The organism is Haemophilus parainfluenzae (assembly GCF_014931395.1).
Lineage (GTDB): Bacteria > Pseudomonadota > Gammaproteobacteria > Enterobacterales > Pasteurellaceae > Haemophilus_D.
The window spans coordinates 1,241,233-1,256,210 of record NZ_CP063120.1 but is presented as its reverse complement, the minus strand read 5'-3'; the positions used below and the strand labels follow the sequence as shown (position 1 = coordinate 1,256,210).

Here is a 14,978-nt window from a genome sequence, read left to right as displayed (position 1 = left end):
TTGTGGGAATTCTGGCTAGTGTAAAATGGACTTTTACCTATTTCGGTATAGAAAAAGTGCGGTTAAAATCATCTAAATTTTAACCGCACTTTGTTTAGTATCCTTCTTCTTCCATATTGGGTAGGAATGTTTTTTGTTTGATTCGTTTTACTCTCGTTTCAATTCGTCCATCTGGGTGTAGCTCAATTTCACGCCAACCTGGTTGTAAGGTATCTAACGCAAAATGATTACTATCTGGCTTAAATTGAATACAAGTCGCTGGCGTTGCCATGGTTTGATACCCCTGCCAATAACCATCAACCTGTTGATGAATATGCCCGTATAAAATCCCTTTTACATTGTTGAATTGAGCAAGAACGGCTGAGAAGCTATGCGCATTACGCAAGTTATGCTGATCAAGCCATGCTGAATTCGTCGGTAATAAATGATGATGCAATACGACTAAGCTATGACGCGCTGGATTTTCTGCTAATTTTGTTTTTAACCAATCTAATTGGTAAGCACTTAATTCACCATGAGGCACACCGGATACTTGGCTATCTAACAAAATCACTTGCCAGTGTTTACCTAGAAGTAAATGTTTTGACGCATTAATAGGCGATTGGCTTAAATGCTCTGCCATTTTAGGTTGGAAATCATGATTACCCGGAAGCCAAAATACTGACTTATTTAACGGTTTAACCATTTCAACAAATCGTAGATAACCTTCATCGCTACTATCTTGTACCAAATCCCCTGTTGCAAGCACGACATCGTACTCAAAAGACTCCAACTGAATTTCTTTTAACACCTGAGAAAAACTTTCGTGCGTGTTGATACCTAATAACTCTTTGCTTGTATCTTTAAACAAATGAGGATCGGTGATTTGTAATAATTTGACGATTTCACTCGCGGGTTCGTATTCAAATCTATTGTTCATGGGACTCCTATTGCCAGCGTTGCTGCAATTGGGCGTAATTTAATTGGAGCCATTGCAAGCCCATTACTGCAATGCCATTATCAATTTTGCCATCACACATCCATTGATAGGCTTGCTCACGTTTCACCACATGAACACGGATGTCTTCATTCTCTTCAGCTAAACCATGAAGCCCTTTGGCTTGCGAACTCTGTACTCGTCCGACAAACAAATGAATACGTTCGACGACACCGCCCGGGCTATCCCACACGCTTAAACAATGTGTGAGATCTTGAACAGATACACCGGCTTCCTCTTCACTTTCACGCAAAGCCACTTCTTCAGGTTGTTCGCCTTCTTCGACCATCCCGGCGATCAATTCTAATAACCAAGGGGAACGAGCTGATTCAGGTTGATATGCACCAATACGTACTTGCTCAACTAAAACCACTGCATCTTCTTCCGGATCGTAAGCAATCACTGCAGAAGCGGCACCTTTGACTAATAATTCACGTGTCACAACGCCACTTTCGCCACCGGCAAAAAGCTTATGTTTAAACTGTACTTTCTTAAGTGTAAAAAAACCTTTATAAACAGTTTCTTCATTAAGAACTTCTATATCATGCTGACTAAACTGTTGAATTTCTGACATCATTACTCTCCTAGTATCGAGGTCGCATAATACTCCCATAAAAAAATAAAAAAAACTGAACCCTCTATTTTTTTGTCGAAACTTTGAAGCTGGTCACAAAAAAAGAAAACCTATGATGATTTCTTATTCATCATAGGTTTACATTAAAAATTTATTTAAATTAACAAACGCGACTGGTTATCTCCCCATCTGCTACCTTCGTTTTAATGGTGTCGCCTGTTTTGACTTGCTTCACACTCACAATGGCATGTCCTTTGTCATCCTCTGCAATGGAATATCCTCGTGCCAATACTTTTAATGGGCTTAATCCATCTAACTTGCCACACAATGTTGCCAATTTATTTTGACGTTCCGTGACTTGACGATTCGCCCCTAAATTTAACCGCACTTGTAACTGAGCTAAATATTGGGATTGTTTTTGCAAGCGATAAGGCAATGGATTTTGTTTTAAGCGCGCTGAAAGTGCGGTCAATTTTTGCTGCGTTTTATTCATTTGGCGCTGCATTGCCAAAACTAAACGATGATGTAATTGTTCTGTTCTGGCTTTTTGCATCAACAATTGATTTTGCGGATGCTGGTTTTGCAGGCGTAAACGTAACTGTTGTAAACGTTGTTGTTGATGACTAAAAATACGATCTAACGCCATCTCTAAACGCTGTTGTTTATAAGCTAACTGTTGAAGTAATTCCTGCTGATTGCGACTCACTAACTCCGCCGCTGCAGACGGTGTCGGCGCACGTAAATCAGCCACAAAATCGGCAATGGTGACATCTGTTTCATGACCGACCGCACTGATAATCGGTAAATTAGAACGAAAAATCGCACGTGCCACTTCTTCTTCGTTAAAGCACCAAAGATCTTCTAAGGAACCACCACCACGGCCGACGATCAATACATCCACTTCTTGACGCGCATTAGCGAGTTCAATCATTTGGACGATTTCAGCCGTTGCTTCTTTGCCCTGCACTGCCGTTGGATAAATCACCACTTTTAAACTGGGATCTCGGCGAGCCAAAATATGCAGAATATCTTGCAATGCGGCACCAGTCGAAGAGGTAACAATACCCACCGCTTTAGCAAAGTCCGGTAAGCTTTTCTTCAAGTTTTGTGCAAACAACCCTTCAGCCGCCAATTTCATTTTTAGCGCTTCAAATTGCTGTTGCAATAATCCTTCGCCAGCAGAGTGCATAGATTCAATAATCAGCTGATAATCACCGCGAGGTTCATATAAACTGACATTTGCCCGCACCAAGACCTGCATACCATTTTGCGGACGAAATCCCACCCGCAAATTTTTCATGCGGAACATCGCACCGCGAACTTGGGCATTCTCATCTTTTAAGGTCAAATACCAATGTCCCGACACCGGTTGGGTGAAATTGGAAATTTCACCGGTGAGCCAAATTTGTGAAAAATGCCCTTCCAGCATTTGCCGGGCTGCGCTGTTTAATTGGGAAACGGAGTAAATGTTTTCAGACATTATTCAATCAACACCCAACCGTCATCTAACCAGTTACAAATCGAATCGAGCAATAATTCCATTGTACTTTCAGGATCTTCTGTATCATTCACTAAATTATTTAAGAATGCCCAATCTAGCGCTTCACCATCGGAAAGACGTTTCAACACTTCCGCTTCAATAACATTCACTTCATCTAACCATTCGCCATTAGCATAAATGCGGAGCGGATTTTCGGTGTAAAGTAATTTGCAGTTATTGTCCTGCATTAATACACCTTGTTCCTCTTCTAAAATTGACCGCACTTCGTCAGGATCGGACATCTCATCCGATACTAACATTTCATAACGACGTGAACTCACTGTGCCTGCTACTGCTTGTTTGAACAAGGCATCAAAGGCTTCTGACTCAGCCAATTTCGCTAAGAATTGTTTTTTCATTGCCTGGATATTTTCATCTGCCAACTTGCCCGTGCTCTGCTCTGATTGCGTTAAGCGTAACGGTAATTGGAATTCGCTTAAATTCAATTCAGGATCTTGATGACAAAACGCTTTATTCACGTTATCGAGAATGTCCGCTAAATTCGGGTAACGCAAACCAAAAGAAAAGGTCAAACAATCATCTTCTGCCACACCGTAATGCGACATACGAGCCGGAATATAAAGAATATCGCCTGGATTCATCACTTCATCAATCACCAAATCGCCCATATCATCGAAAATACGAATCGGCTGATTCGGTTTGAATTCTGTGGAAGAATCACACCATTTGCCTAACTGCCAGCGACGATGGCCATAGCCTTGCACTAAGAACACATCATATTCGTCATAATGCTTACCTACGGAACCACCTTTAGGTGCATAGGACACCATAATATCGTCGCGTTGCCATTGTGGAATAAAGCCAAATTTATTCCAAAGCTGACCGAGTTCTGTACTCCATTGCTCTAAGTTTTGGACGAGCACTGACCATTTCTCCGGTACATCCGCAAAATCTTCTTCAGATAACGGACTGAAAAACACTTTCCAATTATCATCTGAAAAAGTTTTGACTAAACGCGCGGTCACATCTTCGCCTTGTGCTAATTCGATAATATCGTCAGGCTCGAATTGGCCGACAATTTCAGGTAAACCATTACGAATAATCAATGGTTTTTTCTGCCAATAATCACGCAGGAAAATTTCAGGGGTAATGCCCTCAGACAGACAATATTGGTTGGAAAGTGCGGTCATTTTTTACTCCTTTTCCTGTTTTTCTTGTTGGGCTTTTTCTTGTGCAGCTTTGGCTTGTTCTGCTGCACGTTTACGACGAATCTCTTTAGGATCCGCTAACAATGGACGGTAAATTTCAATACGATCCCCATCTTTTAACTGATCCGTTAATTTGGCTGGACGGGAATAAATCCCCACTTTATTCTCACGCAAATCAATCTCAGTAAACTGTTGCAAAATACCTGATTGTAAAATAGCCGTTTGGATCATCGTGCCTTCATCCACTTTGAAGGATTTTAAATAATAGCGATCCGGCAAGGCATAGGCGATTTCAATATTAATTTGGTTCATGTCTTATTCTGTCTTAATGAGTTTTCCGTTATTATAGCGGAAAAGTGCGGTCAATATTAACGATAAAATCAGGAGTTCATCATGAATTGGGTATTTTTTGCCATTGGTTCAGCCTTTTTCGCTGGGCTTACCGCTATTTTAGGAAAATTAGGGGTTGAAGGCATTAACAGCAATCTCGCGACCTTTATCCGTACGATTGTGGTTTTACTAGTCACGGCTGGCATCATTAGTGCCCGCAATGAATGGCAACTGCCACAACATATCGCAGCAAAACCACTCACCTTTTTAATTCTTTCTGGTGTTGCTACGGGCCTATCTTGGCTTTGTTATTATCGTGCTTTGCAAATGGCGCCCGCCTCTTGGGTTGCGCCCATTGATAAACTCAGTGTCGTGATTGCCATTATTTTAGGTGTGGTATTGTTAGGTGAACCTTTAAGTATGAAATTAGTTATGGGAAGTCTATTAATTCTCTCAGGCGTTTTAGTCTTAGCCTTATAGATTGAGAAATTAGCCCTTTTTCGCTACAATACGCCACTATTTTTATTCAAGCGGAAAACTATGTCTGAAATTAAACTCATCGTGGGGCTAGGAAACCCTGGCGATAAATATGCAGAAACCCGCCACAATGCAGGTGAATGGCTGATTGAGCGTTTGGCTCGTCGCTTTAATGTTTCGCTTAATGCAGAAAATAAATTCTTCGGTTATGTAGGAAAAACACTGATTAACGGCAAAGAAGTCCGTTTTTTAGTGCCAACGACGTTTATGAATTTAAGCGGAAAAGCCGTGGGTGCACTTGCTAATTTTTATCGCATCAAACCAGAAGAAATTTTAGTACTACACGATGAATTAGACTTACCGCCGGGCACCGTAAAACTCAAACAAGGTGGCGGACATGGCGGACACAATGGTTTAAAAGATATCGTGGCTCAGCTTGGTAACAGCAACAATTTCTATCGTTTACGCATTGGTATTGGTCATCCTGGACACCGTGATTTAGTTTCAGGTTTTGTGCTTAACAAACCTGCGCCTGCAGAAAGAGAAGCACTCGATAAAGCGTTAGACGAAGCCACCGATTGCATTGAATTGCTTTTCAAAGAAGGCATGGTGAAAGCCACCAATCGCTTAAACAGTTTTAAAATTTAACTCAAAAGTGCGGTGAAAAAACACCATAAACTTTAACAGCACTTACGCTCACAATAAGGAAAACATCATGGGATTTAAATGTGGTATCGTTGGTTTGCCAAACGTCGGTAAATCTACCCTTTTTAATGCATTAACCAAAGCAGGTATCGAAGCGGCAAACTATCCGTTCTGTACCATCGAACCGAATACTGGCGTGGTACCAATGCCGGATCCGCGTTTAGATGCGTTAGCGGAAATTGTTAAACCAGAACGTGTGTTGCCAACCACCATGGAGTTTGTGGATATTGCTGGTTTGGTTGCGGGTGCAAGTAAAGGTGAAGGCTTAGGGAATAAATTCTTAGCTAACATCCGTGAAACTGATGCAATTGGTCATGTTGTTCGTTGTTTTGAAAATGATGACATCGTGCACGTTGCAGGTAAGATCGATCCATTAAGTGATATCGAAACCATCAATACCGAATTAGCCCTTGCTGACTTAGACAGCTGTGAACGTGCAATCCAACGTTTACAAAAACGTGCTAAAGGTGGCGATAAAGACGCAAAATTTGAGCTATCTGTGATGGAAAAAATCCTTCCTGTACTTTCTGAAGCAGGCATGATTCGTTCTGTTCCTTTAGATAAAGATGAGTTATTAGCAATTAAAAGCTATAACTTCCTCACATTAAAACCAACCATGTACATTGCGAACGTGAATGAAGACGGTTTTGAAAATAACCCATATTTAGACAAAGTGCGGGAGTTTGCAGAAAAAGAAGGCTCTGTTGTGGTGCCTGTATGTGCAGCGATCGAAGCAGAAATTGCTGAACTTGATGACGATGAAAAAATCGAATTTTTACAAGATCTTGGGATTGAAGAACCTGGCTTAAACCGTGTAATTCGTGCAGGTTATGCCTTATTAAATCTTCAAACCTACTTCACTGCGGGTGTGAAAGAAGTTCGCGCATGGACGGTTTCTGTTGGCGCAACCGCCCCTAAAGCGGCCGCTGTCATCCACACAGACTTTGAAAAAGGCTTTATCCGTGCAGAAGTAATTGCTTACGATGACTTCATCCAATTCAAAGGTGAAAATGGTGCAAAAGAAGCAGGTAAATGGCGCTTAGAAGGTAAAGACTATATCGTCCAAGATGGTGATGTCATGCACTTCCGCTTTAACGTATAAAAACAATTCAGACCGCATAACTATGCGGTCTTTTTGTATTTCTAAAAGGAAAAAACAATGTCGGATAAATTAAATCAACTCATCGAATTGTTAAAATTAGAAAAAATTGATGATCTTATCTTTCGCGGAGCCTGTGAAGACTTAGGTTTTCGCCAAGTATTTGGCGGTCAGGTTGTGGCACAATCGCTTTCTGCCGCGATGCAAGTTGCCCCGCCTGAGCGCGTACTCCACTCTTGCCATGCTTACTTTTTGGCACCTGGCGACAGTCAATACCCGATTATTTATGACGTGGAAACTTTACGTGAAGGGCGCAATTTTTCTGCATTACGCGTAAAAGCTATTCAGCATAAAAATGTGATTTGTCACGTCACCGCCTCATTTCAAGTACCTGAAGAAGGCTTTGACCATCAATCCGTTATGCCGCAAGTGCCGGGGCCAGAACAATGTATTGATGAGCACGAAATCATGTTAAAAGTGGCGCAAACTTTGCCTGAAAGCTTGAGTGAAAAATTTGCCCAAGAACGACCATTTCAAATTCATAGCCGATATTTGAACAATCCATTTGATGGTCGAGAACTCCCCCCTGAACAATATGCTTGGTTTAAAACCAATGGAGAGGCACCATTAGATTTGCAAACTCAACAATGTCTCTTGGCCTATTTTTCTGATTTCCACTGTATTTTGACCGCACTTCACCCACATGGGAAAGGCTTTTTACAGAAAGGGATGAAAGTGGCCACAATCGACCACAGTATTTGGTTCCACCGCCCTTTCAATTTAAATAATTGGCACTTACATGCCATTGAAAGTAACAATGCTTTTGCCGGACGTGGTTTAGCGAGAGGACAAATTTTTGCTGCAGATGGCACACTAATTGCCACCACGCAGCAGGAAGGTTTAATTCGTTATCAAGAATAGCCGCACTTTAAAACCAGGTGCAGACTAGCCTTCGTAACCAATATCTTCGAAAGTTGGATTTTCTGCACCTTGTTTGGCTAATTCATCACAAATTTCATTTTCACGATGACCTGAATGGCCTTTCACCCACTGCCAATCAATGTTATGGGTTTGAATCGCCTGATCTAATGCAATCCATAAATCCTGATTTTTTACCGCTTTGCCCGTGCTGGCTTTCCAATTGTTTTTCTTCCAATTGTAAATCCATTGTGTGATGCCATTTTTCATATATTGGCTATCGCTATAAAGCGTTACATGGCAAGGCTCTTTCAAGCTATTTAAGGCCTCAATCACAGCTCGTAATTCCATGCGATTATTCGTGGTTTTGAAATACCCTTTTGAAATATGTTTTTCATGCTGTTTATAGCGAAGGACAATTCCTATGCCACCGGCTCCCGGATTGCCGAGGCAAGATCCATCCGTAAAAATTTCAATCTGTTTTTGCATAACTAATTCGAGCTTGTGTAAAATAGGCAGTATTTTAAAGGAAAGAGATAGGTAGAACAATGATAAATCCGGATCGCCAAATTGTACTGGATACTGAAACCACCGGTATGAACCAAATTGGTGCGCATTACGAAGGACATTGCATTATTGAAATTGGCGCGGTGGAAATGATCAACCGTAAATATACGGGCAATAATTTCCATATTTATATTAAGCCGGATCGTTTGGTTGATCCCGATGCCATTAAAGTTCACGGTATTACGGATGAAATGCTTGCAGATAAACCGGATTTCAAAACGATTGCACAAGACTTTATTGAATATATTCGTGGTGCTGAACTGCTGATTCACAACGCTCCCTTCGACGTGGGCTTTATGGACTATGAATTCCGTAAACTTGGGTTAGATATCAAAACGACCGACATTTGCCTCGTCACCGATACGTTGCAAATGGCGCGCCAAATGTATCCTGGGAAACGTAATAGCTTAGATGCGTTGTGTGATCGTTTAGGCATTGATAACAGCAAACGCACACTCCACGGCGCGTTACTGGATGCGGAGATTTTAGCCGACGTTTATTTATCCATGACAGGCGGTCAAACCAGCTTATTTGATGAAGAGCATGCGGATAGTTCGATTATCCAAACGACAGCCAATGTTCAAGATCTTCAAAGTGCGGTCAATTTTTCGCAAAATTTAAAAGTGTTACAACCCACTGATGATGAACTCCAAGCCCATTTAGATTTCCTTAAATTGGTCAATAAAAAAAGCGATGGCAAATGTTTTTGGTCTATTCGTACGGGGGATGAAACCTCACATTAATCGGTTATCTATTAATCAGATAAACATAAAAAAGAAAAAAAAGATTGACGGTTTTAACGTTCATCATTATTATACCCAGCACTTAGCGGAGTGGTAGTTCAGCTGGTTAGAATACCTGCCTGTCACGCAGGGGGTCGCGGGTTCGAGTCCCGTCCATTCCGCCAATTTAAAACTTGTCTTAATATGCTCACGGAGTGGTAGTTCAGCTGGTTAGAATACCTGCCTGTCACGCAGGGGGTCGCGGGTTCGAGTCCCGTCCATTCCGCCAATTAAGCCGAGATAATGAAGCACCTGAAGGTGCTTTTTTTATGCCCGAATTTTACCTGCCAGCCAACATTCGCTATAATTAACCAAATTTACACTTTACAGAGATATTTTTATGACAACTCCTGTCGTTGCCTTAGTGGGTCGCCCAAACGTAGGCAAATCCACCCTATTCAACCGTTTAACCCGTACTCGTGATGCGCTTGTCGCAGACTTCCCTGGTTTAACCCGAGATCGTAAATACGGTCATGCCAATATTTCTGGCTATGATTTCATTGTAATCGATACCGGCGGTATTGATGGCACTGAAAAAGGCGTTGAAGAAAAAATGGCGGAGCAATCCTTATTAGCGATTGAAGAAGCCGATGTGGTGCTTTTCTTAGTAGATGCGCGCGCAGGTTTAACGGCTGCAGACATTGGCATTGCCAATTACTTACGCCAACGCACTAATAAAACAACCGTAGTTGTAGCAAATAAAACTGACGGTATTGATGCAGACTCACACTGTGCGGAATTTTATCAATTAGGCTTAGGTGAAATTGAACAAATCGCCGCATCACAAGGCCGTGGCGTGACTCAATTAATGGAGCAAGTACTTGCCCCTTTAGCGGAAAAATTACAAGAAAACGAAGCAGAAAATGACCGCACTTCTGATGAAGAAGAAAAAGATGAATGGGATCACGAATTTGACTTCGATTCAGAAGACGATACATTATTAATTGATGAGGCATTAGACGAAGAGCTTGAAGAAGAACAAGATAAAAATATCAAAATTGCGATTGTAGGCCGTCCAAACGTCGGTAAATCCACATTAACCAATCGTATTTTAGGTGAAGATCGCGTGGTCGTTTACGACATGCCAGGCACAACGCGTGACAGTATCTATATTCCAATGGAACGCGATGGTCAGCAATACACCTTGATTGATACAGCAGGTGTGCGCAAACGTGGTAAAGTGCATTTAGCCGTTGAGAAATTCTCTGTCATCAAAACATTACAAGCAATTCAAGATGCAAACGTGGTATTACTCACAATTGATGCGCGTGAAAACATTTCAGACCAAGATCTCTCTCTACTTGGCTTTATCTTAAATGCAGGACGCTCACTCGTGATCGTCGTGAATAAATGGGATGGCTTAGATCAAGATGTGAAAGATCGCGTCAAATCTGAATTAGATCGCCGTCTTGATTTCATCGACTTTGCCCGTGTACATTTTATTTCTGCTTTACACGGTAGTGGCGTGGGTAATCTTTTTGATTCGATTAAAGAAGCTTATGCTTGTGCGACGCAAAAAATGACGACGTCCCTTCTCACCCGTATTTTACAAATGGCAACGGATGAGCATCAACCACCAATGATTGGCGGTCGTCGTATTAAATTAAAATATGCTCACCCAGGTGGTTATAACCCACCAATTATCGTGGTGCATGGTAACCAAATGGATAAATTACCGGATTCATACAAACGTTATTTATCTAATTATTATCGTAAGAGTTTGAAAATTATTGGTTCGCCAATTCGCTTGCTATTCCAAGAAGGTTCAAACCCATTCGCGGGTAGAAAAAATAAACTCACACCAAACCAATTACGTAAACGTAAACGCTTGATGAAGTTTATCAAAAAAGCAAAACGCTAATCTTAACAAACAAAGAGCGGTCAAAAATCACTGTGAATTTTGACCGCTCTTTTTATTGAAAAATAAATTATTCGTCTATAACCACTTTACCAATATAGCCTAGATTACGATAACGTTGAGCGTAATCAATACCATAGCCGACAACAAATTCATCCGGAATAGAAAAACCAATCCATTCAACAGGCACTTCAACTTCTCGACGAGAAGGTTTATCTAACAAGGTACAAATCGCCAAGCTTGCAGGATCGCGTAAATTTAAAATACCACGCACTTTTTCAAGGGTGTAACCCGTATCAATAATGTCCTCAACAATTAGCACGTGTTCATTACGAATATCCCCTTCAAGATCTTTCGTAATTTTCACATCGTGATTACTTGTCATTCCGCTACCATAGCTTGAAGTGGTCATAAACTCGACTTCTACCGGCAATTTTAATTCACGCACCAGATCGGCCATGAACATAAATGAACCACGTAAAAGACCGACAACAATCAGTTTATCAATGGCTTTTTGTTGATAAAAATGCGTAATTTCCGCGCCAAGTTCAGCTATGCGACTACGGACATCCGCTTCTGAAATCATAATATCGACGTGGTGTTTTTTCATGGTCTTTCCTTTTTAATTTAATCGTTTGCGTATTCTACAATAAAAAAGGCTGAAGTTTAAACCTTCAGCCTTTTTAACCCTAACGAATTTACTTTCTACTCTACCTGTTGAAGCAACCTGCAATCGCTACGAAACAGATGTGCGTATAGTAGCAGAAAGAAATCATCTGTCAATAAGAATTATTATCATTTTTATAAAATTTATTAATTCCCTGAAATTTTCATCTTGTCGAGTAAGATTGAACCAGTTTGGATATTGGATCGATGCTCAACATCATCTGCTACTGCCACAATATTTTTCAACATATCTTGTAATTGACCGGCAATGGTAATTTCAGCAACAGGATATTGGATTTCACCGTTTTCCACCCAGAAACCGGCTGCACCACGGGAATAATCACCGGTTACAATATTTACGCCTTGCCCCATGACATCGGTAGCCAATAAACCAGTGTCCATCTGACGTAAAAGTGCGGTCAATCCCCCCATTAAATTTGGTTTTACAAGCCAGTTGTGAATACCACCTGCATGACCAGTACTTTGCATGCCCATTTTTCTACCGCTGTAACTGGTGAGCAAATAGGTTTGCAACACGCCATCTTGAATAATCTCAAGATTCTGTGTGCGAACCCCTTCGCTATCAAAAGGCGTAGAGGCTAAACGTCTTAACAAATGAGGGCGCTCACTGATTTGGAACCAATCTGGCAATACTTGTTTTCCAAGATGATCGAGCAAGAAACTGGATTTACGATATAAGCTGCCGCCACTAATCGCCCCCGTTAAATGAGAAATTAATCCTGTTGCCACATCATTTAAGAAAATCACAGGTACTTCACGTGTTGTTAATTTTTGTGGATTTAAACGCGCAATCACTTTTTTCGCACAATTTTGCCCAACCCAATCCGGTGAAGAAAGCGCTTCAAACTCACGTGAAACCGTGTATTCGTAGTCATTTTCCAGTTGATCTAGCTCGCCACCAATCACCGAACAAGATAAAGAATAACGGCTAGATAAGTAACTTTGTAACATGCCGTGTGTATTGCCATAAACACGCACGCCTGTATGTGAATTAAAGCTTGCTCCATTACTATTCACGATTTTAGCATCGTATTCCAACGCTGATTTTTCAGCCTCTAAAGCTAATTTTGTAGCCTGTTCAACATCAACACTTGCCTCATGATAAAGTTCTAAATCGGGGGCTTCAAAAGCCATTAGTTCTTTATCTGCTAGCCCTGTGCAATCATCTGGCGAAGTATATTTTGCAATAGCGAGCGCGGCTTCGACGGTGTTTTTAATCGCTTCTTCACTTAAATCTGAGGTGGACGCATTGCCTTTTTGTTGGCCTAAATAAACAGAAATACCTAATGCCCCATCGTTAGTAAATTCAACATTTTCAATCTCTTGCAGACGGGTTGAAACCGATAAACCACTCACTTTTGTCACACCTACTTCAGCGGTGGCGCCCGCTTTCTGGGCGGTTTCAATAGCAAAACTGACTGCATCTCGCAATGTTTGCTCTTGAGATTTTAAAAGTGCGGTTAAATTTTCTGCTGTTTTCATGGTGATAATCCTATTAAAAATTTGCGCCATTTTATCTTATTTTGAAAGTTTATGCTAAAATGCACCAAATTTTTCATAAGGTAACAGAATGGCAAAACGTAAGAAAAAAGAAGCCTTTGATTGGGAAGATGAAGACCAAGAAGAGATTATTTGGGTAAGTAAAAGTGAAATCAAGCGCGACGCAGAGGATTTAAAACAGCTCGGCGAGAAATTGGTGAACTTAACCAAAGCAAATCTGACTAAGGTTCCACTAGACGATAGCTTAAAAAATGCCATTGAATTAGCGCAACGCCTACAAAAAGAGGCGCGTCGTCGCCAATTGCAATATATCGGTAAGCTCTTACGCTCAATTGATGCAGAGCCTATTCGTGAAGCTTTAGAAAAAATTGAAAATAAACATAATCAGCAGCAAGCGATGTTGCATAAATTGGAAATCTTACGTGATGAATTAGTTGCGAAAGGTGATGCAGCACTGACTGATTTGTTAAATGAACATCCTTCTGCGGATCGCCAACAATTACGTAATTTGATTCGTGCAGCACAGAAAGAGAAGGAACAAAATAAGCCGTCAAAAGCTTATAGAGAGATTTATCAGATCTTAAAAACACTTATTTTAGAAGACTAAAATACCGCTATTTTTGAGCGCACTTTGTGTCAAAAAAGTGCTATGATTGGCTACCCTTTTTATAAGGAAAAAACGTTATTTATGAATATTCGTTGGAATATTATTTTAGGTGTCATCGCTCTTGCTTTATTGGGCTGGTATTATTCGCTTAATCAAGATCATAGCGATTTACAAAGCCTCATTAAAAAGCCTGATAGCCCGGAATACGTCGGTAATAAAATGGAAACCACTGTATTCTCACCTGAAGGTAAAAAACAGTATCTCGCGATTTCCGACAAAGTGGAATATTACACACAAGACGGTCGTACGGATTTTATTTCGCCGTTAGTCTATCTTTTTGATGTCTCTTTGGACAATAAAGATAAAGAAGCGAAAACCGATAAAATTCAATTAGAAAAACAAAATTGGAAACTTAGCGCGAAAAAGGCAAAATTAACGAAAGATCAAATGCTCTATCTTGAAGGTGGTGTGGTTGCTGAGAGCCTTGATCCTTTATCTCGCCTACAACGTGTTGAGACTGAAGCCGCAGTAATTAATTTAAAAACACAAGACATTACTTCCGATACACAAGTAAAAATTAACGGATTAAACTTTAACTCTAGCGGATTGAAGCTCGTCGGAAATTTACGTCAGCAAGTTGCAACTCTAAAGGAACAGGTAAAAACATACTATGAAATCAACAAACAATAAAATTCTGCTTTTAACAGCGTTAATGATGACTTCTTTGTCTGCTTTTGCGTTAAAAGATGATACCAATAAACCGATTAATATTGTCTCAGATAATCAATCTTTAGATATGGAAAACAGCGTCGTAACCTTTACGGATAACGTTGTAATTACGCAAGGTTCCATTTTGATTAAAGCCAATAAAGTGGTTATTACTCGCCCACCAGAAAATTCAGGTAAAAAAGAAACTGTTGAAGCATTTGGTAGCCCTGTTACCTTCCACCAGCAACTTGATGATGGTAAACCTGTTGACGGTAGAGCGAATAAAGTTCACTACGATTTAGGCACTGAATTCTTAACATTGACCGGTAATGCTGAATTAAAACAATTAGATAGCAAAATTAACGGTGAACGCATCACTTATGATGTGAAAAAACAACAGTTAAAAGCCAATGGTAATGGAAAATCACGTGTGCAAACCGTCTTAATTCCGACCCAATTACAACAAAAAGGTAAAAAATAA

Annotated in this window: 17 protein-coding genes and 2 tRNA genes; 11 read left to right on the top strand and 8 right to left on the bottom strand. The window is 40.6% G+C overall.

All coding sequences use genetic code 11. The annotated features are described in order from the left end of the window. Positions 1-94 precede the first annotated feature (94 nt). From cpdA to INP94_RS06245, 5 genes are all read right to left on the bottom strand, one after another. On the bottom strand, positions 95-919 hold the full coding sequence (gene cpdA / locus INP94_RS06265) for a 3',5'-cyclic-AMP phosphodiesterase (protein WP_197543022.1): 825 nt from the start codon (positions 917-919) through the stop codon (positions 95-97). Positions 920-926: 7 nt separating this feature from the next. After that, a complete protein-coding gene (nudF, locus tag INP94_RS06260; protein WP_197544273.1) occupies positions 927-1,550 on the bottom strand; it encodes an ADP-ribose diphosphatase in 624 nt (207 codons plus the stop codon). A 160-nt stretch (positions 1,551-1,710) separates the two neighbouring features. Next, positions 1,711-3,030, bottom strand: a complete 1,320-nt coding sequence (gene xseA / locus INP94_RS06255; RefSeq protein WP_197543021.1) for an exodeoxyribonuclease VII large subunit — start codon at positions 3,028-3,030, stop codon at positions 1,711-1,713. Continuing rightward, positions 3,030-4,241 (bottom strand): ribosomal protein uL16 3-hydroxylase, encoded by a 1,212-nt coding sequence (locus INP94_RS06250; protein ID WP_197543020.1) that lies wholly within the window; start codon positions 4,239-4,241, stop codon positions 3,030-3,032. Before INP94_RS06250 ends, xseA begins: the two co-directional genes overlap by 1 nt. A gap of 3 nt (positions 4,242-4,244) precedes the next feature. Further along, positions 4,245-4,571, bottom strand: a complete 327-nt coding sequence (locus INP94_RS06245; RefSeq protein ID WP_005696455.1) for an RnfH family protein — start codon at positions 4,569-4,571, stop codon at positions 4,245-4,247. 81 nt (positions 4,572-4,652) lie between these two features. Here INP94_RS06245 and INP94_RS06240 point away from each other — a divergent pair, with 81 nt between their 5' ends. The 4 genes from INP94_RS06240 (at position 4,653) to tesB (ending at position 7,791) form a co-directional block, all read left to right on the top strand. Further along, positions 4,653-5,069 carry an EamA family transporter gene (locus tag INP94_RS06240; protein ID WP_049381608.1) on the top strand — a complete coding sequence of 139 codons (417 nt, stop codon included), beginning with the start codon at positions 4,653-4,655 and terminating at the stop codon, positions 5,067-5,069. Positions 5,070-5,129: 60 nt separating this feature from the next. Then, complete coding sequence (pth, locus tag INP94_RS06235; protein ID WP_014065080.1) at positions 5,130-5,714, top strand: aminoacyl-tRNA hydrolase; 585 nt, start codon at positions 5,130-5,132, stop codon at positions 5,712-5,714. A gap of 67 nt (positions 5,715-5,781) precedes the next feature. Beyond that, positions 5,782-6,873 carry a redox-regulated ATPase YchF gene (gene ychF / locus INP94_RS06230; RefSeq protein ID WP_005698295.1) on the top strand — a complete coding sequence of 364 codons (1,092 nt, stop codon included), beginning with the start codon at positions 5,782-5,784 and terminating at the stop codon, positions 6,871-6,873. Between the two features lie 57 nt (positions 6,874-6,930). Beyond that, positions 6,931-7,791, top strand: a complete 861-nt coding sequence (tesB, locus tag INP94_RS06225; RefSeq protein ID WP_197543019.1) for an acyl-CoA thioesterase II — start codon at positions 6,931-6,933, stop codon at positions 7,789-7,791. A 24-nt stretch (positions 7,792-7,815) separates the two neighbouring features. Here tesB and rnhA read toward each other — a convergent pair whose 3' ends face one another. Next, positions 7,816-8,277 (bottom strand): ribonuclease HI, encoded by a 462-nt coding sequence (gene rnhA, locus INP94_RS06220; RefSeq protein ID WP_005699219.1) that lies wholly within the window; start codon positions 8,275-8,277, stop codon positions 7,816-7,818. 59 nt (positions 8,278-8,336) lie between these two features. Between rnhA and dnaQ the strand changes: the two genes are divergently transcribed. The 4 genes from dnaQ (at position 8,337) to der (ending at position 10,998) form a co-directional block, all read left to right on the top strand. Continuing rightward, a complete protein-coding gene (dnaQ, locus tag INP94_RS06215) occupies positions 8,337-9,098 on the top strand; it encodes a DNA polymerase III subunit epsilon (protein WP_070775763.1) in 762 nt (253 codons plus the stop codon). Positions 9,099-9,185: 87 nt separating this feature from the next. Continuing rightward, a tRNA-Asp gene (locus tag INP94_RS06210) sits at positions 9,186-9,262 on the top strand. A gap of 27 nt (positions 9,263-9,289) precedes the next feature. Next, positions 9,290-9,366, top strand: a tRNA-Asp gene (locus tag INP94_RS06205). A gap of 111 nt (positions 9,367-9,477) precedes the next feature. Next, positions 9,478-10,998 (top strand): ribosome biogenesis GTPase Der, encoded by a 1,521-nt coding sequence (der, locus tag INP94_RS06200; RefSeq protein WP_197543018.1) that lies wholly within the window; start codon positions 9,478-9,480, stop codon positions 10,996-10,998. Between the two features lie 67 nt (positions 10,999-11,065). Here the strand turns inward: der and hpt are convergent, their stop codons facing one another. Continuing rightward, on the bottom strand, positions 11,066-11,605 hold the full coding sequence (gene hpt / locus INP94_RS06195) for a hypoxanthine phosphoribosyltransferase (RefSeq protein ID WP_005696465.1): 540 nt from the start codon (positions 11,603-11,605) through the stop codon (positions 11,066-11,068). 203 nt (positions 11,606-11,808) lie between these two features. Then, positions 11,809-13,164, bottom strand: coding sequence for a metalloprotease PmbA (gene pmbA, locus INP94_RS06190; RefSeq protein WP_197543017.1), 1,356 nt, complete (start codon positions 13,162-13,164; stop codon positions 11,809-11,811). A gap of 88 nt (positions 13,165-13,252) precedes the next feature. On the opposite strand from pmbA, the gene yjgA reads away from it, so the two are divergent. From yjgA to lptA, 3 genes are all read left to right on the top strand, one after another. Next, positions 13,253-13,789 (top strand): ribosome biogenesis factor YjgA, encoded by a 537-nt coding sequence (gene yjgA, locus INP94_RS06185; RefSeq protein ID WP_197543016.1) that lies wholly within the window; start codon positions 13,253-13,255, stop codon positions 13,787-13,789. Positions 13,790-13,870: 81 nt separating this feature from the next. Next, positions 13,871-14,479 (top strand): LPS export ABC transporter periplasmic protein LptC, encoded by a 609-nt coding sequence (gene lptC, locus INP94_RS06180; RefSeq protein WP_197544272.1) that lies wholly within the window; start codon positions 13,871-13,873, stop codon positions 14,477-14,479. Beyond that, entirely contained in the window at positions 14,460-14,978 is a 519-nt protein-coding gene (gene lptA, locus INP94_RS06175; protein ID WP_005696469.1) for a lipopolysaccharide transport periplasmic protein LptA, read from the top strand. Before lptC ends, lptA begins: the two co-directional genes overlap by 20 nt.

What these genes read in the sequence shown, in the direction of transcription:
- cpdA (WP_197543022.1), bottom strand. Translation starts at nt 919, where the DNA reads ATGAACAATAGATTTGAATACGAACCCGCGAGTGAAATCGTCAAATTA.
- nudF (WP_197544273.1), bottom strand. Translation starts at nt 1,550, where the DNA reads ATGTCAGAAATTCAACAGTTTAGTCAGCATGATATAGAAGTTCTTAAT.
- xseA (WP_197543021.1), bottom strand. Translation starts at nt 3,030, where the DNA reads ATGTCTGAAAACATTTACTCCGTTTCCCAATTAAACAGCGCAGCCCGG.
- INP94_RS06250 (WP_197543020.1), bottom strand. Translation starts at nt 4,241, where the DNA reads ATGACCGCACTTTCCAACCAATATTGTCTGTCTGAGGGCATTACCCCT.
- INP94_RS06245 (WP_005696455.1), bottom strand. Translation starts at nt 4,571, where the DNA reads ATGAACCAAATTAATATTGAAATCGCCTATGCCTTGCCGGATCGCTAT.
- INP94_RS06240 (WP_049381608.1), top strand. Translation starts at nt 4,653, where the DNA reads ATGAATTGGGTATTTTTTGCCATTGGTTCAGCCTTTTTCGCTGGGCTT.
- pth (WP_014065080.1), top strand. Translation starts at nt 5,130, where the DNA reads ATGTCTGAAATTAAACTCATCGTGGGGCTAGGAAACCCTGGCGATAAA.
- ychF (WP_005698295.1), top strand. Translation starts at nt 5,782, where the DNA reads ATGGGATTTAAATGTGGTATCGTTGGTTTGCCAAACGTCGGTAAATCT.
- tesB (WP_197543019.1), top strand. Translation starts at nt 6,931, where the DNA reads ATGTCGGATAAATTAAATCAACTCATCGAATTGTTAAAATTAGAAAAA.
- rnhA (WP_005699219.1), bottom strand. Translation starts at nt 8,277, where the DNA reads ATGCAAAAACAGATTGAAATTTTTACGGATGGATCTTGCCTCGGCAAT.
- dnaQ (WP_070775763.1), top strand. Translation starts at nt 8,337, where the DNA reads ATGATAAATCCGGATCGCCAAATTGTACTGGATACTGAAACCACCGGT.
- der (WP_197543018.1), top strand. Translation starts at nt 9,478, where the DNA reads ATGACAACTCCTGTCGTTGCCTTAGTGGGTCGCCCAAACGTAGGCAAA.
- hpt (WP_005696465.1), bottom strand. Translation starts at nt 11,605, where the DNA reads ATGAAAAAACACCACGTCGATATTATGATTTCAGAAGCGGATGTCCGT.
- pmbA (WP_197543017.1), bottom strand. Translation starts at nt 13,164, where the DNA reads ATGAAAACAGCAGAAAATTTAACCGCACTTTTAAAATCTCAAGAGCAA.
- yjgA (WP_197543016.1), top strand. Translation starts at nt 13,253, where the DNA reads ATGGCAAAACGTAAGAAAAAAGAAGCCTTTGATTGGGAAGATGAAGAC.
- lptC (WP_197544272.1), top strand. Translation starts at nt 13,871, where the DNA reads ATGAATATTCGTTGGAATATTATTTTAGGTGTCATCGCTCTTGCTTTA.
- lptA (WP_005696469.1), top strand. Translation starts at nt 14,460, where the DNA reads ATGAAATCAACAAACAATAAAATTCTGCTTTTAACAGCGTTAATGATG.